Genomic DNA, 22,841 nt, shown 5'->3' with positions numbered 1-22,841 from the left:
CAAAGCCTAAGTCTAGCTGCGCATTATTCCAATCCGAAGCGACCGAGGCCGATCATGCGCGACGACGATCACGAATCCACCTTCGGCGCCAGCATGCTGGAGCATGAGGATGCCGAGCCGCGGAACCCGACCGACAATCCGACGATGGGCGAGCTGATCTCGCAGCGCTTCTCGCGGCGCGGGCTGCTGAAGGGCGCGCTCGCCGTCTCGGCGATCTCTGCGACGGTCGGCACGCTGGCGCTGGAGAGTGCCGCCGAGGCGCAGGCGCAAGGCGCGAAATCCGCCTTCTCCTTCAAGGAGGTCGAGGTCGGCGTCGATGCCGATCACCATGTCGCCGAAGGCTACGAGGCGCAGGTGCTATTGCGCTGGGGCGACCCGCTAACGGCCGATGCGCCGGCCTTCGACCCGGCGAAGCAGAGCGCGGAGGCCCAGAGCAAGCAGTTCGGCTACAACAACGATTTCGTCGGCTATGTGCCGATGACGGGTGCCGCCGACCCCTCCGCGCATGGGCTGCTCTTCGTCAATCACGAATACACCAACCCGCATCTGATGTTCCCGGGCGTCGTCGAGATGAAGGACGGCAAGCCCGTCCTGAAGAACGCGACGCCTGAGCGCTTCGCGATCGAGGCGATGGCGCATGGCGCGACGGTCGCGGAAATCCGCAAGACCGGCAGCGCGTGGGCGCTGGTCAAGGATTCCAAGTACAACCGCCGCATCACCGCCGCGACTGAGATGCAGCTCTCCGGTCCTGTCGCAGGCCATGAGCGCGTGCAGACCAAGGCCGATGCCAGCGGCCGCAAGGTGCTGGGCACGCTCAACAACTGCTCGGGCGCGCTGACGCCCTGGGGCACCTTCGTCTCGGGCGAGGAGAACTTCCACGGCTATTTCTCCGGCAAGCTGCCGGAGGGCCATCGCGAGGAGGCGAACTACAAGCGCCTCGCCGTGCCGTCCTCGCCCTACGCCTGGGGCCGTTTCGAGGAACGCTTCGACCTCGCGAAGGAGCCGAACGAGGCCAACCGCTTCGGCTGGGTGATCGAGGTCGACCCGTTCGATCCGAACTCGGTGCCGAAAAAGCGCACCGCGCTCGGCCGCTTCAAGCATGAGGGCGCCGACATGATCGTCGCCAAAGACGGGCGCGTGGTCGCCTATCTCGGCGACGACGAGCGCTTCGACTATGTCTACAAGTTTGTCACGGCCGGCCGGTTTGATCCGAACAACCGCGCCAGCAATCTCGTCCTGCTCGATGCCGGCACGCTGCACGTCGCCAAGTTCGCGGCGGACGGCACGCATGAATGGCTGCCGCTGGTCTTCGGTCAGGGCCCGCTCACGGCGGCCAACGGCTTCCAGAGCCAAGCGGACGTGCTGATCGAGGCGCGCCGCGCCGGCGATCTGCTCGGCGCGACCAAGATGGACCGGCCGGAAGACATCACGCCGAACCCGGTGACGGGGCGCGTCTATGTGATGCTGACCAACAATACGAGCCGCAAGGATGGCGAGGTCGACGCCGCCAATCCGCGTGCCAAGAACGCCTTCGGCCATATCATCGAGATCGCCGAGGCCGATGGCGATCACACGGCGACGAAGGGGCGCTGGGAGATCCTGCTGAAATGCGGTGACCCCTCGGTCGCGGCGGTCGGCGCGAGCTTCTCGACCGAGACGACCAAGAACGGCTGGTTCGGCATGCCCGACAATGCCGTAGTCGATTCCGCCGGGCGGCTCTGGGTCGCGACCGACGGCAACGGCATCGACGTGACCGGGCGCACCGACGGGCTCTGGGCCGTCGATACCGAGGGCGGCGCGCGCCGGACCTCAAAGCTGTTTCTACCGCGTGCCACATGGCGCGGAGCTCTGCGGCCCCTGCTTCACGCCGGACGACACCACCGCCTTCGTCGCCGTGCAGCACCCCGGCGACGACGGGCCGGACTGGCCGGAATTCGGCCGCCGCTCCTATTACGAGGACCTCTCGACCCGCTGGCCGGACTTCAAGCCGGACATGCCGGTGCGCCCCTCGGTGGTGGCGGTCACCCGGAAGGGCGGGGGCAAGATCGGGGTTTGAGCGAAGCCGTCATGGTCGGGCTTGACCCGACCATCTCTTGAAAATGGAAACGCCCGGCATTGCCGGGCGTTTTTACTGGTCGGCATGAGATTCCCGGGTCCGCGCGATGCGCAGTCCGAGAATGACGTCCCAATCAGGCCGCCTTCTTGGCGCCGAAGGTCGGGTCGAGCTCGCCCTTGGCGTAGCGCTTGGCCATGTCGGCCAGCGTGATGACGCGCTTGATCTTCGAGGCCTGGCCGGCGGTGTTGAACTCCTCCAGGCGCTGCTTGCAGAGCTTGGTCATCGCCTCCATGGCGGGCTTCAGGTACTTGCGCGGATCGAACTCGCCGGGGTTCTCGGACAGGATCTTGCGGATCTGGCCGGTCATTGCCATGCGGTTGTCGGTGTCGATGTTGATCTTGCGCACGCCGTGCTTGATGCCGCGCTGGATTTCCTCGACCGGCACGCCCCAGGTCTGGGGCATCTTGCCGCCATACTGGTTGATGACGTCCTGGAGGTCCTGCGGAACGCTGGACGAGCCGTGCATGACGAGATGCGTGTTCGGCAGCAGCTTGTGGATCTCCTCGATGACGTGCATCGCCAGGATCGCGCCGTCGGGCTTGCGGGTGAACTTGTAGGCGCCATGCGAGGTGCCCATGGCGATGGCGAGCGCATCGACCTTGGTCTCGGCGACGAACTTCACGGCCTCGTCGGGATTGGTCAGGAGCTGGTCGTGGCTGAGCTTGCCCTCGAAGCCGTGGCCGTCCTCCTTCTCGCCCTCGCCGGATTCGAGCGAGCCGAGCACGCCGAGCTCGCCCTCGACCGAGATGCCGCCGAGATGGGCCATGTCGGTGACGGTCTTGGTCACGCCGACATTATAGTCCCAGTCGCCCGGGGTCTTGCCGTCGGCCTTGAGCGAGCCATCCATCATGACGGACGTAAACCCGGCCTGGATCGCGGTCATGCAGGTCGCCGGCTCGTTGCCGTGGTCGAGATGCACGCAGACCGGGATATGCGGATAGATCTCGGTGACGGCGTCCATCATGTGCTTGAGCATGATGTCGTTGGCGTAGCTGCGGGCGCCGCGCGAGGCCTGGATGATCACCGGCGCGTCGGTCGCGTCGGCCGCCGCCATGATCGCCAGCGCCTGCTCCATGTTGTTGATGTTGAAGGCGGGCACACCGTAGTCGTTCTCGGCGGCATGATCGAGCAACTGGCGAAGCGTGATACGGGCCACGATGGCACTCCCCTTTGGTTCATCGGTCTGAGGGTGGATTTAGAGCGTCAGCGCCAGCCGCGCAAAGCGAAACCGGCGAAAACCTTAAAATGCGAGCGGCCGCCTCGTTGCCGAAGCGGCCGACGGTATCGTCCTGTCGAGGATCACGCCTTCCTGAGCGCCTCGACGCCCGGCAGGGCCTTGCCTTCCATCCATTCGAGGAAGGCGCCGCCCGCCGTCGAGACATAGGAGAGGTCGTCCGCGACGCCGGCATGGTTCATGGCCGCGACGGTGTCGCCGCCGCCTGCGACCGCGACGAGCTGGCCAGCCTTGACGCGCTTGGCCGCGGCTTTGGCGACGGCCACCGTCGCGGTGTCGAAGGGCGGCAGTTCGAAGGCCCCGAAGGGGCCGTTCCAGACCAGCGTCTTGACCTTCTCCAGCCGCAGCACGACCTCGGCGATCGAGAGCGGGCCGGCGTCGAGGATCATCTCGTCGGCTTCGACCTCGCCGACCGGGACGACGCGGTAGCTGGGATGAGCCTTGAATTCGCGCGCCACCAGCGCGTCGACCGGCAGAAGGATCTCGCAGCCGGCGGCCTTGGCCTTCTCCTCGATCTCGCGGGCGGTGCCGACGAGATCATGCTCGCAGAGCGACTTGCCGACGTTGATGCCGCGCGCGGCGAGGAAGGTGTTGGCCATGCCGCCGCCGATGGCGAGCACATCGACCTTCCTGACGAGGTTGCCGAGCAGATCGAGCTTGGTCGAGACCTTGGCGCCGCCGACGATTGCCATCACCGGGCGAGCGGGGTTGTCGAGGCCGGCGGAAAGGGCTTCCAGCTCGGCCTGCATGGTACGCCCGGCATAAGCCGGCAGGACATGGGCGAGGCCCTCGGTCGAGGCGTGCGCCCGATGGGCGGCCGAGAAGGCGTCGTTGACATAGAGGTCGCCATTGGCGGCGAGCGCCTTGACGAATTCGGGGTCGTTCTTTTCGTCGCCGGCGTGGAAGCGGGTGTTCTCCAGCAGCAGCACGTCGCCGTTCCTGGCGGCCGTCAGCGCCTTGGCGACGTCATCGCCGATGCAGTCCTCGACGAAGGTGACGGGGCGGCCGAGCGCCTGCGTCAGCGCCGGCACGACCTGGCGCAGGCTGTTCTTGTCGTCGCGGCCCTTGGGGCGGCCGAAATGCGCGAGCAGCACGACCTTGCCGCCCTTGTCGGCGATCTCGCGGATCGTCGGCAGGATGCGATCGATGCGGGTGGTGTCGCTGACCTTGCCGTCTTCCATGGGAACGTTGAGGTCGACACGGACAAGCACGCGCTTTCCGGCGAGATCGGCGTCGTCGAGGGTGCGGAAGGCAGTCATCGGGCTCTCTTATCGGATGCGTTCGAACAGGCTGGGATAATCGACGACGAGACCGTCCTCGTCGACAGGCAATTCGGCCTCGAAGCTGCCATCGGCCGCCTGATAGCGGAACAGGCGCGGAGCAAGGCAGGTATAGATCTGCCGGTCGATGATCGGCACGAAATCGTCGAAGGGGATGTAGAGCATCGCGAACTCGCGGCTCTGTCCGATCTCCCAGCGCTCCCGCCGGATCGGCAGGGTGTTGGTGAAGGGCGAGCCCTGCAGGTCGATGTCGATGCAGTCGTCGAAGGCGGGAAGCCGCGTGCCGGCGGCGTCATGCCAGCGGCCGGCACGGCGCTCCATCGCGAGGCGGCGGCCATCGGTCGTCGCGATGGCGAAGCTCGTCACCGCGAAATCGGCCGTGCAGTCGATGCGGTAGGAGACACCATAGGGCGGCTCGCCGCGCTCGCCGATGACCACGCCCTCGGCGCGGATGCCTGATTGCGTGGTGGCCAGCGTCAGATGCTCAAGGCCGACGCCCTCGACCGGCCGCCAGCGCAGGCTGCGCGGCACGGCCAGGAGGGCGACGTCCCGAAAGCTCATCGGGCGAGCAGGCCTCCGAACAGGCCGGGCACGCCGAATTTCAGCACGAGGATGGTGAGGATCACGGTCAGCACGGCCGTGACGATCGCGGTCATGAACAGCGTGCCGGCGCGCGGCGTCGCATCGACGCGGTTGCGGAGCGCATTGATCTCGCCGCGGATCGCCGCGAAATCCATGGTGCCGGCTGCGGCGTCGACCTTGTGGGCGCTGCGCTCCAGCGAGGCTTCCGCGCGGGTCAGAACGGCCTCGTAGCGGGCGAACTTCTCCTCGATGCGGGCCGCCTTCTCCTCGATGCGGGAGAGCTGGTCGAGCTTGCGCGGCTCGGTGACGGGCGCGGCGGTATCGTCAGCGGGCGCCGTTGCCACGATCGTGGGGCTGAAGGCGACGGGCTGCTCGGTATTCGCCGGGGTCACGACGGTCGGCTCGATCTTGGCCATAGGCGCTCCGTAGCTGGCAAGTATGGGGCGAGGCCGGGCTTGACCAGCACGGCCTCGCATTCGTGTGTCATGCCCTCAGAGAAGGGCATAAACGTGATGGATCAGAGCAGGGCGCCCATGGCGACGGCGGTGTCGCTCATGCGGTTCGAGAAGCCCCACTCGTTGTCGTACCAGGACAGCACGCGCACGAACTTGTCATCCATGACCTTGGTCTGGTCGAGGGCGAAGGTCGAGGAGGCCGGATCGTGGTTGAAGTCGATCGAGACGTTCGGCTGGTCGGTGACGGCGAGGATGCCCTTGAGCGGGCCGCGCTTCGACGCCTTGATGATGGCTTCGTTGACCTTCTCGACCGTGGTCTTGCGCTTCGAGATGAACTTGAAGTCGACGACCGAGACGTTCGGGGTGGGAACGCGGATCGAGGTGCCGTCGAGGCGGCCCTTCAGATCGGGGATGACGAGGCCGATCGCCTTGGCGGCGCCGGTCGAGGTCGGGATCATCGAGAGCGCCGCGGCGCGGCCGCGATAGAGATCCTTGTGCATCGTGTCCAGCGTCGGCTGGTCGCCGGTATAGGCGTGGATCGTGGTCATGAAGCCCTTGTCGATGCCCACGCTGTCGTGCAGCACGCGCACGACCGGCGCGAGGCAGTTCGTGGTGCAGGAGGCGTTCGAGACGACGACGTGATCCTTGGTCAGCTCGTGATGGTTGACGCCGAAGACGACGGTGAGGTCGGCGCCATCGCAGGGAGCCGAGACCAGCACGCGCTTGGCGCCGGCCGCGAGATGGGCGGCGGCCTTGTCGCGGGTGGTGAAGATGCCGGTGCATTCGAAGGCGATGTCGACGCCGAGCGCCTTGTGCGGCAGGTCCTTGGGATCGCGGATCGCGGTGACCTTGATCGGGCCGCGGCCGACATCGATCGTGTCGCCGGAGACGGTCACCGTGCCGGGGAAGCGGCCATGGACGGAGTCGAAGCGGAAGAGATGGGCGTTGGTCTCGACCGGGCCGAGATCGTTGATCGCGACGACCTCGATGTCCTTGCGCTTCGACTCGATGATCGCGCGCAGAACGTTGCGCCCGATGCGGCCGAAGCCGTTGATCGCTACCTTCACCGTCATGTCTTCCTCTCCTTCGCCGAGCGTCCGGCGTGAGCCGTCGCTATCCACGCGGGCAATTCGGCCAAAGAATGGCCGAATGCAAGATGTCTTCCGGGAATATCAGCCCTGCCTGCGCGAAACAGGAGGTCAGGCGTTGTGTTTCTTCATCGCTGCGTCGGCGATGGCCTCCGCCGTGATGCCGAAATGCTTGTAGACCTCCTTGTAGGGGCCGCTGGCGCCGAAGGAGTTCATGCCGATGAAGGTGCCGTCATGGCCGATCACGGCATCCCAGCCGAAGCGCACGCCGGCCTCGACCGCGATCTTGATCGGGGCCGAGCCGATGATCGAGGCTTGCGTGGCCTCGTCCTGCTCCAGCAGAAGCTCCAGCGAAGGCACGGAGACGACACGGGCGCGCACGCCCTTCTCGGCGAGCAGCTTGCGCGCGGCGACGGCGAGCTCGACCTCGGAGCCCGAGGCGAAGAGCGAGACCTGGGCCTTGCCGCCCTCGGCCGCGAGCAGCTCGTAGGCGCCGGTGGCCGAGCGGTTCTTCGCGGTGGCGTCGGTGCGCAGCTGCGGCAGGTTCTGGCGCGAGAGCGCGAGCACGGTCGGGCCGTCCGTGCGCTCCAGAGCGGCCTGCCAGGCTTCCGCGGTCTCGATCGTGTCGGCCGGGCGGAAGACACGCATGTTCGGCATGGCGCGCAAGCTGGCGACCTGCTCGACCGGCTGGTGGGTCGGGCCGTCCTCGCCGAGGCCGATCGAGTCATGAGTCATGACATAGACGACCGGCAGGCCCATCAGGGCGGCGAGGCGCATCGAGGGGCGGGCATAGTCGGCGAAGACCAGGAAGGTGCCGCCGCCGGTGCGGAAGCCGCCGTGCAGCGTGATGCCGTTCATTGCGGCGGCCATGCCGTGCTCGCGGATGCCGTAGCGGACATAGCGGCCCTTCGGGGTCTTCGGGGTGAAGTCCTCGGCGGCCTTGGTGCGGGTGTTGTTCGACGGGGTCAGGTCGGCCGAGCCCATCACCAGCTCCGGCATGATTGGAGTGATGGCTTCGAGCGCCATCTCCGAGGCCTTGCGGGTGGCCACAGTCTGCGGCGCGGCGATCAGGGCCTTCTTATGGGCGAGGATCGCCTTGTCGAGCTTGGCCGGGACGGTGTGGGCGAGGCGGCGGTCGAACTCGCCGCGCTTGCGCTCGGAGAGGGCGGCGAAGCGCTCGTTCCAGTCCTTATGCGCGGCAGAGCCGGCAGCGCCGGCGGCGCGCCACGCCTTGAGCGTGTCGGCCGCGACCTCGAACGGACCGCCGGTGATGCCGAGCGCCTTCTTGGCGGCGGCAAGCTCCTCGGCGCCGAGCGGCTCGCCATGGGCCTTGGAGGTGCCGGCCTTCTTCGGCGCGCCGAACCCGATCACGGTCTTGCAGGCGATCATGGTCGGCTTGTTGGACTTCCGGGCGCGGTTGATCGCAGCCTCGATCGCCTCGGGATCGTGGCCGTCGACGCGCTCGGAGCGCCAGCCGCAGGCCTTGAAGCGCGCGACCTGGTCGACATTGTCGGTGATCGAAAGCGGGCCGTCGATCGAGATGCCGTTATCGTCCCAGAGCACGATCAGCTTGTTGAGCTTCTGGTGGCCAGCGAGCGCGATCGCCTCCTGGCTGATGCCCTCCATCAGGTCGCCGTCGGAGGCCAGCACATAGGTGTGGTGGTCGACGACCTTCTTGCCGAACTCGGCGGCGAGCATGCGCTCGGCCATCGCCATGCCGACGGCGGTGGCGAGACCCTGGCCGAGCGGGCCGGTGGTGGTCTCGACGCCGGCGGTCTCGAAATTCTCGGGGTGGCCGGGGGTGTTGGAGCCGAGCTGGCGGAACTTCTCGAGATCAGCGAGCTCCATGCCGGGCGTGCCGGTGAGATAGAGCAGGGCGTAGAGCAGCATCGAGCCGTGGCCGGCGGAGAGCACGAAGCGGTCGCGGTCCGGCCAGCGCGGGTCCGCGGCATCGTACTTCATCACGCGGGTGAACAGCACCGTGGCGACGTCGGCGGCGCCCATCGGCAGGCCGGGATGGCCGGACTTGGCCTTCTCGACGCCATCCATCGCCAGGCCGCGGATGGCATTGGCGAGCTTGTCGTGCTGGGCGCGGTCGATGGTGGTCATGATGATCTCACGGGCTTAAGTCAGGCGGGCGGAGGACCGGGCCGGCCTGCGCGACAGCGGGCCGGCGAGGGGGAAGGCAGTGTTGCCGCCGCTTGCGGCAGGCTTGGAAAGGACGGGTGGATTAGGCCCGGCCCTCCCTGCGAGTCAATTCGCGAAACCCTGCTTTCGGGGTCGCAGGCACCGCTTTCGCTCGGTTTTCCGCAGATCGCGCCTGAGCTGCTTCGGGCAAGCCGTTGCAAGGACGTGTTTACAGGCTGTGAGATCGATTCCTGTTTTCCGGCGTTCTGCTGTAAAATGTGGCACGAATCGTGTGAGCCGGCTTCGATCTGAAAGGAGAGCGACGGTGGCGAGCCTGATGCTGGACAATGCTTTGGCGCGTCTCGACACGGCGCTGGGGCAGCTGGAAGCGGCGGCGCGGCGGCGGGTCGAGGCTGAGCGTGGACATGGCAATCTCGAAACCGAACTCGCCCTGATGCAGGACGACCGGGCGCGGCTGGCGGCCGAGCTCGACGGCGCGATGGCGCGCCTCGGCCAGGTCGAGACCGCCGCGGCCGATGTCGACCAAAGGCTGGAGCGGGCGATGAACGTCGTCGGCGCCGTGATCGCGCGGGTCGAAGCGCAGCAGCCGCCGGAGCCCGAGGCTCCAGCTCTTTGATGTCGTATCGGCTTTGTCCGAAAACCGCATTCCACTTTTCGGGCCGATGCGCGGCCAAAGCTAAAGCGGAACTGGAGACCGAATGCCGCAAGTCAACGTCATGATCTCCGGGAAGGCCTACCGCATGGCCTGCGGGGAGGGCGAGGAGGGCCATCTCGAAGGGCTCGCCCGGTTCTATGACGACAAGATCGGCGAGATGCGCCAGGCCTTCGGCGAGATCGGCGACATGCGCCTGCATGTCATGGCAGCGCTGATGGTGGCCGACGAGGTCCATGAATTGAAGCAGCGGCTGGCGAAGCTGGAAGCCGATCTCGCGGCGACGCAGGGCAATGCCGGCGCCGCCGACGAGCGCCTCAGCGAGGTCGAGGACCGGGCGGCGGAAGCGCTGGTGGCGGCGGCCGAGCGGATCGAGGGCGTGGCGCGGAGCCTGATCCCGACCGCCGTGGGCTGAACCTCGGCACGTGTCGATGCAACGTTACGCGATCTTCCTGAGCGGGCCGATCGGCGCCGGCAAGACGACGCTCGGGCGGGCTCTGGCCACGCGGGTCGGCGGTAGCTTCATCGACGGCGATGACCATGCCGATCCAGATTTGCCTTGGTACGGTTCGATTCTCTGCACCAGCCGCTCGGTCGTCCGGGAGGGCTTCTCCCTGCTGGCGGAGCGGCCTTACCTGGTCGTGGCCTACCCGCTCCGCTGCAGCGACTGGATTTTCTTCCGGCGTCATTTCGGCGATGACGGTGTGCGGCCGATCTTCGTTAGTCTTCGTGCTTCCTATGAACGCATCGTCGATGCCGGCCGCGGGCGGGTGTTCGATACCGAAGAACATGACCGCATCCGCGTGATGCTGGCGGAAGGCTATGGCGAACGCGGCTTCAGCGATTTGATCGTCGATACCGATCGCGAATCCTTCGCAGAGACGCTCGACGAACTGGAGACCAAGCTCAGTGGCTTCATGGCGGCCTGAGCAGTTTTCTGCTGGCGGGTTTCCGGAACGAACAAGGCCCCGGATGTTTCCATCCGGGGCCTTTTTGTCTACCTGCGCGGCGATCAGACGCCGGGCGCGCCGCCGGCGCCGTCCAGCACCGTGACCGAGCGGCGATTCTGCGACCAGCAGGAGATGTCGTTGCAGACCGCGACCGGGCGCTCCTTGCCGTAGGAGATGGTGCGCATGCGGTTGGGCGCGATGCCGCGCGAGGCGAGATAGTCGCGCACGGTCTGGCCGCGGCGGGCGCCGAGCGAATAGTTGTACTCGCGGGTGCCGCGCTCGTCGGCATGGCCTTCGACGGTGAAGGTGTAGCGCGGATAACGCTGCAGCCAGCCGGCCTGCTTGTCGAGGGTGGCGGTCGCGGTCGAGGTCAGGTCGGTGGAGTCGGTCTCGAAGAAGACGCGGTCGCCGACATTGACGACGAAGTCCTGGGCGCTGCCGGGCGTCGCGGCGCCGCCGGCGCCGAAGCCGGAACCGTTGGCATCGGCGTTCTGGTCCTTGGCGCAGGCGCCGAGCGCGAGCGTGGCGGCAAAGGCGGCGGCGAAACGGACGGCACGGCCGCCGGGAAGGAGAGTGGTCAACATGGCTGGACTCCGGGCAATCGAATTATGTGGCGGGGCACTTCGAGGAAGGCTTCGCGATGCCTCATCAATGAAGTGTCAACCTAAACGAGACCTTGCCAAATCAGGGCGAAGTGGCGGCATTGCGGCTTATGGTTAACCAATTATGGCGAAAGGCGTTTGCGGCGCCGGCTGTTGCGTCGGGAGCACAGGGGTAGCCTGTGCTTCGGGCGGAAATGCGTCGGCCTGTATTTCGCGTGCTTGCGGTGGTGGGCGCTCGCATCTGCCGGCCGACAATTGCTCCGCCACCGGGTTGACGAATTCATAGCTGAACGGTTATGAGATGATTCATAGCCAATTGGTTATGGATTATCGATGCCCGACACACCTGACCTGCTCTTCAAGACGCTGGCCGACCCGACCAGGCGGGGCATTTTCGAACGCCTGTGCCGCGAGGGCGAGCAGACCGTGGTGGCGCTGACCGCGCAGGCCGGCGTGTCGCAGCCGGCGGTCTCGAAGCATCTGGCCGTCCTGAAGCAGGCCGGACTGGTGCGGGACCGGCATCAGGGCCGCCAGACCCATTACAGCGCGCAGCTCGCGGCGCTGGCGCCTCTCGCCGACTGGACGAACCGCATGGCCGGATACTGGGAAAGCCGGTTCGACGATCTCGAAGACCTGCTCAAGAGGATGGACCAATGACCGAAACCCGCTCCGTCATCGTCGAGCGCGAGATGCCGCATCCGCCGGAGAAGCTCTGGCGGGCGCTGACCCAGCCGCATCTGATCGCGGAATGGCTGATGAAGAACGATTTCGTGCCGCGTGTCGGCCATCGCTTCAACCTGCGTGGCGACTGGGGCGGCGTGCTCGATTGCGAGGTGCTGACGGTCGAGCCGAACCGGTCGCTCTCCTATAGCTGGGACTTCGCGCATGACGACCCGGCCTATGCCCTCAAGAGCGTGGTGACCTTCACGCTCACACCCTCAGCGAAGGGCACGCATCTGCGCATGGAGCAGATCGGCTTCCGGCCGGAGCAGAAGCAGGCTTTCGGCGGCGCCAAGGCGGGCTGGCAGCAGTTCTTCGCCAAGCTGGAAGAGGTCGCGGCGCGCGCCGACTAACGGAGCGCACCACCTCAGCTTCTTACCAAAGGAGGTCTCCGTGACCTGGAACGCCGCAATCCGGCAGGGCCATCGCTGGCTCTCGATCATCTTCACCGCGACCGTGCTTGCGAATTTCGCCGCGATGGCGCGCGGCGAGCCGCCGGCGTGGATCGTCTATTCGCCCCTGCCGCCGCTCTTCCTGCTGCTGTTTAGTGGGCTCTACATGTTCATTCTGCCTTACGCCGCGCGGTGGCGCAGCCGGCGCGAGGCATGAGGGGCTGAGCCCAGGCTTTCGGCTGAGCGCGAAAAAATTGCGCAAACGGGGTGCTAAATTGCAGCGCAACTTTCGCGCTCCCCGGTTTATCGTGATCCTATGCGGCCGGTCACTGCCTCGGTCCGCCTTCCTGTTCCGACCGGAGATCGCGATGGCTCATTCCCTCAAGTCCGGCGCTGCAAACGTGATGCCCATCCGGGGGCCGAACCAGCCCGAGCTCGATTCCGATATCGTCTGGGAGGCGCGTCGTGATCTCGCCGCGACGTTCCGGATGGCGGCGCGTTACGGCTTTGAAGAAGGCATCTGCAACCATTTCTCGGCGCTGGTGCCGGGCCATGACGACCTGTTCATCGTCAACCCCTATGGCTGGGCCTTCCGGGAGCTCACCGCCTCGAAGCTGCTGATCTGCGATTTCCACGGCAATGTCGTCTCGGGCGAGGGGCAGCCGGAGGCGACGGCCTTCTACATCCATGCCCGGATTCACAAGAACATCCCGCGTGCCAAGGTCGCGTTCCATACGCATATGCCCTATGCGACGGCGCTCTCGATGACCGAGGGCGAACCGCTGGTCTTCGCCGGGCAGACGGCGCTCAAGTTCTACGGCCGCACCGTCGTCGACCGCGACTATAACGGGCTGGCGCTGGACGAGCGGGAGGGCGATCGCATCGCCGCCGCGGTCGGCGAGGCCGATATCGTCTTCATGAAGCATCACGGCGTGATGGTGCTCGGGCCGAACATCGCCGAAGCCTGGGACGATCTCTATTATCTGGAACGGGCCTGCGAGGTGCAGGCCCTGGCGCTTTCAACAGGGCGCGAGGTCAAGCCGGTGAAGCCCGAGATCGCCGAAGCCGCCTATCGCCAGATGCGCGAGGGCGACCCGGAATCGGCGCGGCTGCACCTGGCCTCGATCCGCCGGCAGCTCGACGCCGAGGAACCGGTCTATCGCGATTGAGCGGGTCGGTCGGGGGCAAAAGCAGCCGCTCCGTGCCGCACCAAGAGAGTCTGCACGTCATCCCGGACGTAGCGAAGCGTAGATCCGGGATCCATCGGAGGGCTTAGGCGCGCTACGATGGATCCCGGGTCAAGCCCGGGATGACGGTGTGTTTCCGAGGAAAGCCTGCTGGCCTCAACGCTGAGCGCTGAGCAGGGGCGACCAGGTCGGGTCCGAGGCGAAGGCCGGGGTCGGCACCGGCACTTCGACGCGGCCGGTGATGTCCACCATGTACAGCTTTCCGCCGGACTGGCCGCCGGGATCGCGGAAGAACATGATGTATTGGCCGTTCGGCGCCCAGTTCGGGGCCTCGTTGTGGAAGCCCTCGGTCAGGATGCGCTCGCCCGAGCCGTCCGGCCGCATCACGCCGATGGCGAAGCCGCCGCCGCCCTGGCGGGTGAAGGCGATGAGATCGCCGCGCGGCGACCAGGAGGGCTGCGAATAGCGGCCCTGGCCGAAGGAGATGCGCTGGCCCTCGCCGCCGCCGGCCGGCATCACATAAAGCTGCTGCTGGCCGCCGCGGTCGCTCTCGAAGACGATGCGCGAGCCGTCCGGCGCATAGGAGGGCGAGGTGTCGATCGCCGCCGTCGAGGTCAGGCGCGTGGTCGAGCGCGAGCCGATATCGATGGCGTAGAGATTGGCGTTGCCGCCCTGCTGCAGCGAGAGCACGACGCGCTGGCCGTTCGGGGCGAAGCGCGGGCTCGAGCTCATGTCGGGGAAATTGCCGACGATCTGGCGCTGGCCGGTCTCGATATTGAGCACCTGCACGCGCGGCTGCTCGCCCTGGCGCTGCGACATGAAGGTCACGTCCTGCGAGACCGGCGAGTAGCGCGGCGTCACCACCGAGGTGTCGCCATTGGTGAGGTAGCGCACATTGGCGCCGTCCTGGTCCATGATGCCGAGGCGCTTGCGGCGCGTTTCCTTCGGGCCGGATTCGTCGACGAAGACGACGCGGGTGTCGAAGAAGCCGCCGAGCCCGGTGACCTTGCTGAAGATCGCGTCGGAGATGATGTGGCCGACGCGGCGGTTGTTGCTCGGGTCGGTGAAATATTGCTGGCCGTCGGTCTGGGTTCCCGTGGCGACGTCCCAAAGACGGAACTCGGCGCGGATGCGGCCGGCATCGCGCGAGACGCGGCCGGTGACGAGGGCCTGCACGCCCGCTGCCTGCCAGGCCTGGAACTGCGGCGCGGCATCGAAAGGCGGGTTCTTCTCGGGGTGCCGGGCCTTGTCGATCGGGGTGAAGTAGCCGCAGCGCTTGAGGTTGTTGGCGATGACGCCGGAGACCAGCACGCCGCCTTCGCCGCCGAAATCGGCGATGGCGATCGGCATCGGTTGGAAGGCCCCGCCGGTCAGGTTGATGACGAGTTCGGCCTTGGCCGCGGTGGGCAACAGCAGGGCTGCGCCGGCCGTGGCGAGGAGGCGGCGGCGCGTCGGCGTGGCCGCAAGGAAGGGGAGGGGGCTTCTGTCGATCATCGGGGTCACATGACGTCCCTGGCGTCGAAATTGACGACGACATCACGCCAGTCGTCGTAATAGGAGGCGAATTGAGCCGGGATGCGCAACGGCGCGCAGCGGCGGGTGGCGGTCAGCGCCGAATCGGCGGCGACCCTGAAAAGCGGGTCCGCGGACGAATTGATCACGCCGGGCTGGCCGATGAGCGAGCCGTCGGTGTTGAGCTTCATCCGCACGGAGGGCACGACATTGCCGCTGCCATGGGCATTGGCGAGCGCGATCGGCACGTTCCAGCACTTCAGGAGCTGTTCCTGGATGATGCCGATGAGCTGGGCCCGGAGCGACGGGCTGAGCTTCTGCGACGACCCGCGCTCGGTGCCGAGCGAGGCCGTGCGATTGACCTGCGGCGCCGAGGAGCCCGAGGACTGCGCCTTCTCCTTGGACTGGAGCAGCTTGGCGATGTCGGTGGCGTTGAAGTTCTTGGCGATCTCCGCCTCCTTCTTCGCCTTGGCCTCGGCTTCCTGTTTGGCCTTCGCTTCGGCTGCGATCTTGGCCTTCTCAACGGCTTCGGCCTTCGCCTTGGCGGCGGCTTCCGCCTTTTCCTTCGCGGCCTTCTCGGCCTCCGCCTTGGCGAGCGCCTCGGCCTTGGCCTTCGCATCGGCGGCGCGCTTGGCGGCCTGAGCATCGGCTTCCGCCTTGGCCTTGGCGGCGGCCTTCGCCTCCTCCTCGGCCTTCTTCGCCTTGGAGGCGAGCTCGGCCTCTTCCTGAAGGCGGGCCTGCTCCTCGCGCTTCTGCTCGGCCTCCCGGGCGGCGGCGGCCTCGCTCTTCTGCGGCGGCTGCTTGGCAGGCTCGGGCGGCTTGGCCTCGGGCTTGGGCTGCTCGACCGGGCCGGCCGGCGGCGGAGGCGTCGTGGCGTTGTTCTCGGCGGTCTTCAGCTCGGGCGGGCGCGAGGGCGGGGCCGGTGTATCGGCCTTGGCCTCGCCGGCTTCCTTGCGCTCGACCGTTTCGGACTGGCGCTCGGCGCGCGGGGTCGGCTGGGCCTGGACCTTCTCGGCGCTGCGCTCGCCGCGCGTCACCTGATTGAGCGCGCTGGGGTCGATCACCTCGACGGCGATCGCCTCCTCGTTATCCGGCAGCGGCGCGGGCGACGAGAACGCCAGCAGCCCCGCGACGAGGAACGTCGCGTGGCCGAGCGCCGACACCAGCATGCCAGGTTCGGAGGTCGAAAGCTTCACGCTCTGAACACCCTTACTCTCACTATCTTCAGCGGCTCGGCTCGGTGACGAGCGCGACCCGCTTGAAGCCGGCGGCGGTGATGGTCGACATCACCGAGGCGACACGGCCGTAATCGACCTGCTTGTCGCCGCGAACATAGACGCGCTCGTCGAAGCCCTGCTTCGCCAGGGCCTGGAGCTTGGCGACGAGATCGGGCTCGAGCGTCGGTTCGTCCTGCAGGAAGATCTGGCCCTTGCTGTCGATGGCGATGGTCAGGGGCTTCTGGTCGACATTGATCGGCTTGGCGCCGGTCTGCGGCAGGTCGAGCGGGACGCCGGTCGCGATCAGCGGCGCGGCGACCATGAAGATGATGAGCAACACCAACATGACGTCGATGAACGGCGTCATGTTGATCTCGGCGATGGCGCCATGACGGCGTCCGCGCCGGCCCCGGCGGCCGGAACCGCCCTTTGCGCCTGAAGCGGCTGACATACCCATCGATCAGCCCCTCACGCCGCCATGCGCTCGTCGATCTGCCGCGACAGGATCGCGGAGAACTCGTCGGCGAAGGCTTCGAGACGGCCTTGCGCCTTGGCGACCTCGGACTGGAGCTTGTTGTAGGCCATCAGGGCGGGAATGGCGGCGAAGAGGCCGATCGCCGTGGCGAAGAGCGCTTCGGCGATGCCGGGCGCGACGACCGCGAGCGAGGAATTCTTGGAGACCGCGATGGCGGTGAACGAGGTCATGATGCCCCAGACCGTGCCGAACAGGCCGATGAAGGGGGCGGCCGAGGCGATGGTCGAGAGCACGAGCAGCCCCGATTCCAGCCGCTCCGTCTCGCGCTGGATGGTGACGTCGAGCACCTTGTCGATGCGCTGCGAGAGGCTGGCGACCGAGCGCCCGCCATTCTCGAAGGAGCGCTTCCACTCGCGCATCGCCGCGACGAAGACGGCGGCCATGTCGTTGACCGGCTTGCTGGCGAGGTCGCGATAGAGCTCCTCGAGCGAGCGGCCGGACCAGAACACCTCCTCGAAGGCGTCCATGTCCTTGCGCGTGCGGCGATAGAGCAGGGTCTTGTCGACGATGATCGACCAGCACCAGACCGAGGCGCCGAGCAGGCCCATCATAACCAGCTTGACGACGATATGGGCGTGCCAGAACAGCGTCCAGAACGACATGTCGATCTGCGGCGCGGCCTGCGCGACGTCGGCGGGGTTCATCCTGTCATCCTTCTCACCCAGGCGGTACGGCCGATGCTGGACTTGAGGCTCCAGCCCGGTCCAAGCCCCGCCGCTTGCGTCGCGGGAGACCCACGCCGCCGCCCGATCCGCGATCCGGGGAAATGCCGTATCCCTCCAATCGCGCGTGAATCCGGCGAAAGATGGGCCGAAACGGGGTTTCCCACGAAACGCATGCTCCAGACCGAGTTAAGCATCCGGCAAGGTTAATGTCGGGTATACGCCGGGCCGGACGAGCAGGAAGTTTCGGGACACCGGCGGTTCGTGCCCAGGCCGTTGGTGCTTTCCGTTCAAAGCGCCGCGAGACGAAAGGCCGCGCGCTCCAAGCCTCGCGTGAAAGCAGAATGCTTGACAGAAAATTTCAATTTGCAGATCTGTGCATGCCTTCGAGACAGGAAGGCCATTCGAAAATCATGAGTTATTTTCCGTATGTGGGCTCCGGCCCCTATTGCTACGCCAATTCATTTTCGATGATGTTTGGAGAGGCTTCGCTATCGCCCGCCGTCATTGAGTTCGCGACGGGAAGTCCTTTCGGCATGCAATTGCATGGCGGGGCGATGCCGTTCTTCGATCCCTATGGCTGGACGCCGGAAGCGGGCTTCGATGACGCGCTCGCCGCCATGGGCTGGACCTCCGTCGTGACGCGGGGCGGCAGAGAAGCAGAGGCGCTTGCCCGGCTCGCGAATGCTCTCGCCGCCGGGCCGGTCTGGGTCGGCCCGGTCGAAATGGGCCACCTGCGCCATCAGCCGGGCATGCGCGGGGCGATCGGCGCCGATCACTATGTCGTCGTCCTCGCGCTGCGTGACGGCTTGGTCAAGATGCACGATCCGCAGGGCCATCCGCACGCGACATTGCCGCTCGCCGATTTCATGGCGGCGTGGCGCGGCGAGACGGTGGATTATGGCGAGCCCTTCACGATGCGCACGGATTTCCGGCGTGCCGAGGTCATCACGGAGGAGGAGGCGATCCGGCGGGCGCTTCCGGCGGCGATCCGCTGGCTCGCCATGGACCGGGACCTCCAGCCGCCGCCGGGGACGCTCGGCAACGAGGCGGCGGTGCTGGCTCTGGCGGAGCGGGTCGCGGCCGGCTGCGACGACGATCTCAGGGGGCATCTCATCCACTTCGCGGTGCGGGTCGGCGCACGCCGGGCGGCCGATGCCGCGCGCTGCCTGACGCGGATCGGGCGCGACACCGCCGCCGGGGTCATGGGGCGCCAGGCGCGCCTGATCGGCGCCCTGCAATATCCGCTGGTCGCGCGGGACGATGCGATGGCGGCGGCTCATCTGAGGGCTCTGGCGCCGACCTATCGCGAATTGCTGGCAGCGTTGGAGTCCGCCGTCACTTCGTAGCGCGGTCGGTCGAGAGCCGCTCCGCGATCGCCAGACAAGAAAAAGCCCGCCCCGGTGAGGGGCGGGCCTGGTCTGTTGATGCCGACGATCAAGCCGCGTCAGGCTGGGCCGGGGTGTTGGCCGGCGGGTTGTTGCGGCGCTCGGTCATGAACTGATCGAACTCGGCCTTGTCGCGGGCCATGCGCAGGCGACCCAGGAAGTCGTGGAACTCGCGCTGCTCGTCCTCGAGGCGGCGCAGCGTCTCCGCGCGATACTCGTCGAAGGCGCGGTTGCCGCTGGAGGGACCGCCACGACCCCAGCCGCCAAAGCCGCTGCCGAAGCCGCCTTCGCGGCCGGCCATGCGCTCGCGCAGGCGCTCCATCTTGCCCTGCAGGCGGTTCATCCGGTGCTCATACCGGTCTCCGGCATATCCACAACCCATGCGTCCACTCCAGAAAAGAAAGACCAGGGTCGCAAGACCCAGCGGCCAGAACAGGATGAAGCCGAGGACCGCGAAGGCGATCCAGGCACCCTTTCCATATTCGTCCAGCTTCTCGACGATCGGCATTGCTCCCTCACCATCCAAAACGTGAATGTAAATCACATTTACATAGATGCTCCCGACCCTGCCGCTTGTCAAGAAGCGGGCTCGCGAAAATGAATCAGTCGGGCTTGGAGGCGCCGTTGCGGCCGATGCCGAGGCCCTGGAGATAGATCAGCATGCCGGCCTCCAGCAGCTCGGCGGCCGACATCGGCAAGGGGCGGCGCCCGCCATCGGCGCGGCCGAACAGGGCGGCGACGCCATGCGACATCGCCCAGACATGCAGGGCCATCATCAGGGCCGGGGGGCGCTTGCCCTGCGGAAGCTGAGCGATCAGGGCTTCGGAGGCCTGGCGCAGGCCGGCGAAGGCGCGGTCGGCGGCATCCCGCAGTGCCGGGCTGGCATCGAGCGGCACGCCGGCTTCGAACATCGCCGAGTAATAGGCGGGCTCGTCATGGGCAAACGCGAGATAGGCGCGCCCCAGCCGGTGGAAGGCGGTTTCGGGATCGGGCCTGCCCTGGTCCCAGGCGCGCGACAGTGCCGTCTCGAAAGCCTGGAAGCCGCGGGCTGCGACATCGGCCAGCAACTCGTCGCGGTCGCGGAAATGGCGATAGGGTGCTGCCGGGCTGACGCCGGCCATGCGAGCGGCCTCGGCGAAGGTGAAGCCGTTCGGCCCCTTCTCGCCGATCAGCCCGAGCGCGGCTTTCACCAGCTCCTCCTTGAGGTTGCCATGGTGATAGCCGCGGGGTGTCTCGGGGCGGTCGCGCTTCCAGCTCATGTAACGAGCGCTAACATGCGGGTGGGGCTGCGTCGACCGTCACTCGTCGAGCATCAGCCGCTTGCGCAGGCCGTCCGGGATGCGCCGGGCGCGGCCGCCACCGACGCAGGCGACCATGACCTGCGCCGTGATCAGCACGTCCTCGCCACGCAGCACGCGCTGTTCGAGATCCATGGTGGCGCCACGGGCCGCGATCGAGCGGGTCTCGACCGTCAGCAGGTCGTCCATCACGGCGGGGCGCAGGAAATCGATGGTCATCTTGCGGACCGCGAAGCCGAGCGCCGTCTCGCCGTCGAAGAGCTCGCGCTGCTCGACGCCGAGCGCGCGGATCAGTTCCGTGCGGCCGCGCTCCATGAAGCGCAGATAGGAGGCGTGATAGACGACGCCGGAGAAATCGGTGTCCTCGTAATAGACGCGAACCTCGAGGCGATGGACCCTGCTCATGACGCTCCGGAGCGGTTTCGAACGGCTGAAGCTGCCATAGACCAGGTGGTGCGGCTTCGGAAAGGCTGGAACTGCTTTGCCGGCAGGGCGTTGCCCGTTGCGTGATCACAGCAAGGGAGGATGCATCATGGCGCAATCCAGCAAAGCGACCGCGCGGCTGCTCGACAAGGCCGAGGCCGAGCTCGTCGCCCGCAGCCAGCGTGGCGCGATCGGGGCTCTTCCGGATGACGAGCTGCGCGATCTCGCCGGCAAGCTGCGCGAACGCCGCGACAAGGCGCGCGATGGCGCGCGGCGGCAGAAGCGCGAGATGCGCGGCAAGGCCGAGCCCAAGGGCGCCAAGGCGGCCACCGACAACGCCGGCACCAAGGCGAAGGCCGATGCGCTGACCGCGGCGTTGAAGCGCGTCGGGGCCGAGCGCACGCGCCGGGAGGAGAAGGCGAAGAAGCCGAGCCAGCGCAGCCTCGCGCGCAAGGCGCTCGCCCTCAAGCAGCGGCAGCTCGCGGCCGATCGGCCCGCCAGCCGCACGGCTGGCAAGGGCATGCGGCCGGTCGAGAATCCGAAGGCGGCGAAATCAGGTGCGCTGAACGATGCCGGCGCGCGACCCGCCATGATGCGCTCGAAGATCGCGCGGCAATCGTAGCGTTGGCGAGCCCTGCGGGCGCTCAGCGCTTGCAGGGCTTGTTCATGAAGGAGCCGCAATCATAGGGCTTCGACAGCATGTCGCGGACCGAATGGTCCTTGCCCTCGACGTTGTTGATGATGTCGTCGATACGCCAGCCGCCGCTTTCCTCGACCATGCGGAAGCGCACCGTGACGAGTTGCCTCTGGATGCTGCGGAAGGCGGCGTTCACCAGCGCCCGGCCGTTCTCGGGCTCCTCGATGACGGTGACCTTCAGGAACTTCACCTCGCCGTCCTGGCCGTTGATGAAGGGATCGGCCCCGATATGGCCGATTTCGCCAGCCTCGGCCTGATAGAGATCGTCGCGGGCGAAAAGGGCTGCGAGGCTCTTGCTCATCAGCTTGTCGCGATGCGGCGGACGCCAGGGCGGCTCGCCCTCGGTCGGTGATGCCAGCGTCTTGCGCGTGACGGCATAGGCATCCATCACGGTGCCGGAGGGGGTCTTGTCGGCAGCCTGGGATAGGCCCGCCGTGAGGAAAAATGCCAGTATGGCCGGGCCGGCGAGGCGGCTGAGGGACATTTTCGGTCTCCGAAGCGCTGGTCTGCCTGGTGAGGCTCGGATGGTTAGCCGTGCATCCCCCATTTGAGCGAGGAAGTCGAACGATTTCAATCGTCATGATCCGGATCGGCAGCAAACCGGCACCTGTCGGGATCCTCAGACGGTACTCCGCTCCTTTTCGGGGCTGCATCCCGCCTAGCTGAACTCTGGCTTCAGCTCTCATCCTCCGCATCGCCGAACAGCCCGAACTGCGCCGTCTCGCGCGAAGGCTCGGGCATGCCGAGATGGCGGAAGGCGTGGGGCGTCAGCAGGCGTCCGCGCGGCGTGCGCTGGATGAAGCCCTGCTGCAGCAGGAAGGGCTCGATGATCTCCTCGATCGCGTCGCGCGGCTCGGAGAGCGAGGCGGCGATGGTTTCGATCCCGACCGGGCCGCCACCGAAATTGACCGCGACCGTGGTAAGGTAGCGCCGGTCCATCTGGTCGAGGCCGATGGCGTCGACATCGAGCAGGGAGAGCGCCTTGTCGGCGACCTTGCGGGTGACGATCGGGTCGCCGTCGACGATGGCGAAATCGCGCACGCGGCGCAGCAGCCGCCCGGCGATGCGCGGCGTCCCGCGCGAGCGCTTGGCGATCTCGTTGGCGCCGTCGTCGGACATCGGCACGCCGAGCACGCGGGCGCCGCGGGCGACGATGCCCTGCAATTCCTCGACCGTGTAGAACTGCAGCCGGATCGGGATGCCGAAGCGGTCGCGCAGCGGCGTGGTCAACAGGCCGGCGCGGGTGGTGGCGCCGACGAGCGTGAACTTGGGCAGGTCGATCTTGACCGAGCGGGCGGCCGGGCCTTCGCCGATGATCAGGTCGAGCTGGTAGTCCTCCATCGCCGGATAGAGGATTTCCTCGACCGCTGGGTTGAGGCGGTGGATCTCGTCGATGAAGAGCACGTCGCGCTCTTCGAGATTGGTCAGCTGGGCGGCGAGGTCTCCGGCCTTGGCGATGACCGGGCCGGAGGTCGAGCGGAAATTCACGCCGAGCTCGCGTGAGACGATCTGCGCCAGCGTCGTCTTGCCGAGGCCGGGCGGGCCGACGAAGAGGACATGGTCGAGCGCATCGCCCCGGCTTTTGGCAGCGTTGATGAAGACCTGGAGATTGGCGCGCGCCGCCGCCTGGCCAGTGAAATCGGACAGCGACAGCGGACGCAGCGAGGTCTCGCTGTCGTCATTGCGGCGTTCGGCCGTCATCA

Annotated in this window: 25 protein-coding genes and 1 pseudogene; 10 read left to right on the top strand and 16 right to left on the bottom strand. The window is 67.0% G+C overall.

The genetic code is table 11. The features are described from left to right. The first annotated feature begins 54 nt into the window (after positions 1 to 54). Positions 55 to 2,056 (top strand): annotated as a pseudogene (locus ACFJGT_RS18210) (PhoX family protein). 133 nt (positions 2,057 to 2,189) lie between these two features. Here the strand turns inward: ACFJGT_RS18210 and fba are convergent. The 6 genes from fba to tkt all read right to left on the bottom strand — a co-directional run bounded on the left by fba (position 2,190) and on the right by tkt (position 8,864). Beyond that, positions 2,190 to 3,272 carry a class II fructose-bisphosphate aldolase gene (gene fba / locus ACFJGT_RS18205; protein ID WP_377840550.1) on the bottom strand — a complete coding sequence of 361 codons (1,083 nt, stop codon included), beginning with the start codon at positions 3,270 to 3,272 and terminating at the stop codon, positions 2,190 to 2,192. 143 nt (positions 3,273 to 3,415) lie between these two features. Next, entirely contained in the window at positions 3,416 to 4,609 is a 1,194-nt protein-coding gene (locus tag ACFJGT_RS18200) for a phosphoglycerate kinase (protein ID WP_377840547.1), read from the bottom strand. 9 nt (positions 4,610 to 4,618) lie between these two features. After that, positions 4,619 to 5,191 (bottom strand): putative glycolipid-binding domain-containing protein, encoded by a 573-nt coding sequence (locus ACFJGT_RS18195; RefSeq protein WP_377840544.1) that lies wholly within the window; start codon positions 5,189 to 5,191, stop codon positions 4,619 to 4,621. After that, positions 5,188 to 5,628 carry a hypothetical protein gene (locus ACFJGT_RS18190; RefSeq protein ID WP_377840542.1) on the bottom strand — a complete coding sequence of 147 codons (441 nt, stop codon included), beginning with the start codon at positions 5,626 to 5,628 and terminating at the stop codon, positions 5,188 to 5,190. Before ACFJGT_RS18190 ends, ACFJGT_RS18195 begins: the two co-directional genes overlap by 4 nt. A 101-nt stretch (positions 5,629 to 5,729) precedes the next feature. Then, positions 5,730 to 6,740: a type I glyceraldehyde-3-phosphate dehydrogenase gene (gap, locus tag ACFJGT_RS18185; protein WP_377840539.1), complete on the bottom strand. Its 1,011-nt coding sequence runs from the start codon at positions 6,738 to 6,740 to the stop codon at positions 5,730 to 5,732. Positions 6,741 to 6,866: 126 nt separating this feature from the next. After that, positions 6,867 to 8,864, bottom strand: coding sequence for a transketolase (gene tkt / locus ACFJGT_RS18180; protein ID WP_377840536.1), 1,998 nt, complete (start codon positions 8,862 to 8,864; stop codon positions 6,867 to 6,869). A gap of 343 nt (positions 8,865 to 9,207) precedes the next feature. Here tkt and ACFJGT_RS18175 point away from each other — a divergent pair, with 343 nt between their 5' ends. The 3 genes from ACFJGT_RS18175 to ACFJGT_RS18165 all read left to right on the top strand — a co-directional run bounded on the left by ACFJGT_RS18175 (position 9,208) and on the right by ACFJGT_RS18165 (position 10,484). Beyond that, a complete protein-coding gene (locus tag ACFJGT_RS18175; RefSeq protein ID WP_377840533.1) occupies positions 9,208 to 9,519 on the top strand; it encodes a DUF4164 family protein in 312 nt (103 codons plus the stop codon). Between the two features lie 82 nt (positions 9,520 to 9,601). Next, positions 9,602 to 9,970: a cell division protein ZapA gene (locus ACFJGT_RS18170; protein ID WP_377840531.1), complete on the top strand. Its 369-nt coding sequence runs from the start codon at positions 9,602 to 9,604 to the stop codon at positions 9,968 to 9,970. Between the two features lie 10 nt (positions 9,971 to 9,980). Next, complete coding sequence (locus tag ACFJGT_RS18165) at positions 9,981 to 10,484, top strand: AAA family ATPase (protein WP_377840529.1); 504 nt, start codon at positions 9,981 to 9,983, stop codon at positions 10,482 to 10,484. An 83-nt stretch (positions 10,485 to 10,567) separates the two neighbouring features. Here the strand turns inward: ACFJGT_RS18165 and pal are convergent, their stop codons facing one another. Next, positions 10,568 to 11,089, bottom strand: coding sequence for a peptidoglycan-associated lipoprotein Pal (gene pal, locus ACFJGT_RS18160; RefSeq protein WP_377840526.1), 522 nt, complete (start codon positions 11,087 to 11,089; stop codon positions 10,568 to 10,570). A gap of 351 nt (positions 11,090 to 11,440) precedes the next feature. Between pal and ACFJGT_RS18155 the strand changes: the two genes are divergently transcribed. The 4 genes from ACFJGT_RS18155 to ACFJGT_RS18140 all read left to right on the top strand — a co-directional run bounded on the left by ACFJGT_RS18155 (position 11,441) and on the right by ACFJGT_RS18140 (position 13,388). Further along, positions 11,441 to 11,764, top strand: a complete 324-nt coding sequence (locus ACFJGT_RS18155) for an ArsR/SmtB family transcription factor (protein WP_377840524.1) — start codon at positions 11,441 to 11,443, stop codon at positions 11,762 to 11,764. Beyond that, positions 11,761 to 12,180, top strand: a complete 420-nt coding sequence (locus tag ACFJGT_RS18150; RefSeq protein ID WP_377840521.1) for an SRPBCC domain-containing protein — start codon at positions 11,761 to 11,763, stop codon at positions 12,178 to 12,180. Before ACFJGT_RS18155 ends, ACFJGT_RS18150 begins: the two co-directional genes overlap by 4 nt. A 40-nt stretch (positions 12,181 to 12,220) precedes the next feature. Further along, entirely contained in the window at positions 12,221 to 12,436 is a 216-nt protein-coding gene (locus ACFJGT_RS18145) for a hypothetical protein (protein WP_377840518.1), read from the top strand. A gap of 151 nt (positions 12,437 to 12,587) precedes the next feature. Further along, positions 12,588 to 13,388 carry an aldolase gene (locus ACFJGT_RS18140; RefSeq protein ID WP_377840517.1) on the top strand — a complete coding sequence of 267 codons (801 nt, stop codon included), beginning with the start codon at positions 12,588 to 12,590 and terminating at the stop codon, positions 13,386 to 13,388. 174 nt (positions 13,389 to 13,562) lie between these two features. Here the strand turns inward: ACFJGT_RS18140 and tolB are convergent, their stop codons facing one another. The 4 genes from tolB to tolQ are packed head-to-tail and all read right to left on the bottom strand — an operon-like array spanning position 13,563 to position 17,314. Further along, positions 13,563 to 14,900, bottom strand: coding sequence for a Tol-Pal system beta propeller repeat protein TolB (gene tolB, locus ACFJGT_RS18135; RefSeq protein WP_377840514.1), 1,338 nt, complete (start codon positions 14,898 to 14,900; stop codon positions 13,563 to 13,565). 5 nt (positions 14,901 to 14,905) lie between these two features. Next, positions 14,906 to 16,114: a cell envelope integrity protein TolA gene (gene tolA / locus ACFJGT_RS18130; RefSeq protein WP_377840511.1), complete on the bottom strand. Its 1,209-nt coding sequence runs from the start codon at positions 16,112 to 16,114 to the stop codon at positions 14,906 to 14,908. 28 nt (positions 16,115 to 16,142) lie between these two features. Continuing rightward, on the bottom strand, positions 16,143 to 16,586 hold the full coding sequence (gene tolR / locus ACFJGT_RS18125) for a protein TolR (RefSeq protein WP_377849012.1): 444 nt from the start codon (positions 16,584 to 16,586) through the stop codon (positions 16,143 to 16,145). Positions 16,587 to 16,603: 17 nt separating this feature from the next. After that, positions 16,604 to 17,314 carry a protein TolQ gene (gene tolQ, locus ACFJGT_RS18120; protein WP_377840506.1) on the bottom strand — a complete coding sequence of 237 codons (711 nt, stop codon included), beginning with the start codon at positions 17,312 to 17,314 and terminating at the stop codon, positions 16,604 to 16,606. A 431-nt stretch (positions 17,315 to 17,745) separates the two neighbouring features. On the opposite strand from tolQ, the gene ACFJGT_RS18115 reads away from it, so the two are divergent. Then, the gene (locus ACFJGT_RS18115; protein WP_377840504.1) at positions 17,746 to 18,681 is read left to right on the top strand and encodes a hypothetical protein; all 936 of its coding nucleotides are present in this window, start codon (positions 17,746 to 17,748) and stop codon (positions 18,679 to 18,681) included. Positions 18,682 to 18,769: 88 nt separating this feature from the next. Here the strand turns inward: ACFJGT_RS18115 and ACFJGT_RS18110 are convergent, their stop codons facing one another. The 3 genes from ACFJGT_RS18110 to ybgC are packed head-to-tail and all read right to left on the bottom strand — an operon-like array spanning position 18,770 to position 20,423. Further along, on the bottom strand, positions 18,770 to 19,300 hold the full coding sequence (locus ACFJGT_RS18110) for a DUF2852 domain-containing protein (RefSeq protein WP_377840501.1): 531 nt from the start codon (positions 19,298 to 19,300) through the stop codon (positions 18,770 to 18,772). Positions 19,301 to 19,322: 22 nt separating this feature from the next. Further along, entirely contained in the window at positions 19,323 to 19,979 is a 657-nt protein-coding gene (locus ACFJGT_RS18105; protein WP_377840499.1) for a TetR/AcrR family transcriptional regulator, read from the bottom strand. 39 nt (positions 19,980 to 20,018) lie between these two features. Beyond that, positions 20,019 to 20,423, bottom strand: coding sequence for a tol-pal system-associated acyl-CoA thioesterase (gene ybgC, locus ACFJGT_RS18100; RefSeq protein ID WP_377840496.1), 405 nt, complete (start codon positions 20,421 to 20,423; stop codon positions 20,019 to 20,021). 127 nt (positions 20,424 to 20,550) lie between these two features. Here ybgC and ACFJGT_RS18095 point away from each other — a divergent pair, with 127 nt between their 5' ends. Further along, positions 20,551 to 21,063, top strand: coding sequence for a hypothetical protein (locus tag ACFJGT_RS18095; RefSeq protein ID WP_377840494.1), 513 nt, complete (start codon positions 20,551 to 20,553; stop codon positions 21,061 to 21,063). A gap of 22 nt (positions 21,064 to 21,085) precedes the next feature. Here the strand turns inward: ACFJGT_RS18095 and ACFJGT_RS18090 are convergent, their stop codons facing one another. Continuing rightward, positions 21,086 to 21,622: a DUF3828 domain-containing protein gene (locus ACFJGT_RS18090; protein WP_377840491.1), complete on the bottom strand. Its 537-nt coding sequence runs from the start codon at positions 21,620 to 21,622 to the stop codon at positions 21,086 to 21,088. Between the two features lie 191 nt (positions 21,623 to 21,813). Continuing rightward, on the bottom strand, positions 21,814 to 22,839 hold the full coding sequence (gene ruvB, locus ACFJGT_RS18085; protein ID WP_377849011.1) for a Holliday junction branch migration DNA helicase RuvB: 1,026 nt from the start codon (positions 22,837 to 22,839) through the stop codon (positions 21,814 to 21,816). Between the last annotated feature and the right edge of the window lie 2 nt (positions 22,840 to 22,841).

The organism is Allobosea sp. UC22_33, from assembly GCF_042700715.1.
In the GTDB taxonomy this organism is placed as follows: Bacteria; Pseudomonadota; Alphaproteobacteria; order Rhizobiales; family Beijerinckiaceae; genus Allobosea.
The sequence above is the reverse complement of the archived record's forward strand: the minus strand, read 5'-3'. Positions and strand labels throughout refer to the sequence as shown.

Excerpts from the sequence above, each read along its gene's own strand:
- ACFJGT_RS18190 (WP_377840542.1), bottom strand. The coding sequence starts at position 5,628 with ATGGCCAAGATCGAGCCGACCGTCGTGACCCCGGCGAATACCGAGCAG.
- ACFJGT_RS18095 (WP_377840494.1), top strand. The coding sequence starts at position 20,551 with ATGGCGCAATCCAGCAAAGCGACCGCGCGGCTGCTCGACAAGGCCGAG.
- ACFJGT_RS18115 (WP_377840504.1), top strand. The coding sequence starts at position 17,746 with ATGAGTTATTTTCCGTATGTGGGCTCCGGCCCCTATTGCTACGCCAAT.
- tolB (WP_377840514.1), bottom strand. The coding sequence starts at position 14,900 with ATGATCGACAGAAGCCCCCTCCCCTTCCTTGCGGCCACGCCGACGCGC.
- ACFJGT_RS18170 (WP_377840531.1), top strand. The coding sequence starts at position 9,602 with ATGCCGCAAGTCAACGTCATGATCTCCGGGAAGGCCTACCGCATGGCC.
- tkt (WP_377840536.1), bottom strand. The coding sequence starts at position 8,864 with ATGACCACCATCGACCGCGCCCAGCACGACAAGCTCGCCAATGCCATC.
- ACFJGT_RS18140 (WP_377840517.1), top strand. The coding sequence starts at position 12,588 with ATGGCTCATTCCCTCAAGTCCGGCGCTGCAAACGTGATGCCCATCCGG.
- tolR (WP_377849012.1), bottom strand. The coding sequence starts at position 16,586 with ATGTCAGCCGCTTCAGGCGCAAAGGGCGGTTCCGGCCGCCGGGGCCGG.
- ruvB (WP_377849011.1), bottom strand. The coding sequence starts at position 22,839 with ATGACGGCCGAACGCCGCAATGACGACAGCGAGACCTCGCTGCGTCCG.
- ybgC (WP_377840496.1), bottom strand. The coding sequence starts at position 20,423 with ATGAGCAGGGTCCATCGCCTCGAGGTTCGCGTCTATTACGAGGACACC.
- gap (WP_377840539.1), bottom strand. The coding sequence starts at position 6,740 with ATGACGGTGAAGGTAGCGATCAACGGCTTCGGCCGCATCGGGCGCAAC.
- ACFJGT_RS18200 (WP_377840547.1), bottom strand. The coding sequence starts at position 4,609 with ATGACTGCCTTCCGCACCCTCGACGACGCCGATCTCGCCGGAAAGCGC.
- tolQ (WP_377840506.1), bottom strand. The coding sequence starts at position 17,314 with ATGAACCCCGCCGACGTCGCGCAGGCCGCGCCGCAGATCGACATGTCG.
- ACFJGT_RS18105 (WP_377840499.1), bottom strand. The coding sequence starts at position 19,979 with ATGAGCTGGAAGCGCGACCGCCCCGAGACACCCCGCGGCTATCACCAT.
- ACFJGT_RS18195 (WP_377840544.1), bottom strand. The coding sequence starts at position 5,191 with ATGAGCTTTCGGGACGTCGCCCTCCTGGCCGTGCCGCGCAGCCTGCGC.
- ACFJGT_RS18090 (WP_377840491.1), bottom strand. The coding sequence starts at position 21,622 with ATGTCCCTCAGCCGCCTCGCCGGCCCGGCCATACTGGCATTTTTCCTC.
- ACFJGT_RS18155 (WP_377840524.1), top strand. The coding sequence starts at position 11,441 with ATGCCCGACACACCTGACCTGCTCTTCAAGACGCTGGCCGACCCGACC.
- pal (WP_377840526.1), bottom strand. The coding sequence starts at position 11,089 with ATGTTGACCACTCTCCTTCCCGGCGGCCGTGCCGTCCGTTTCGCCGCC.
- ACFJGT_RS18150 (WP_377840521.1), top strand. The coding sequence starts at position 11,761 with ATGACCGAAACCCGCTCCGTCATCGTCGAGCGCGAGATGCCGCATCCG.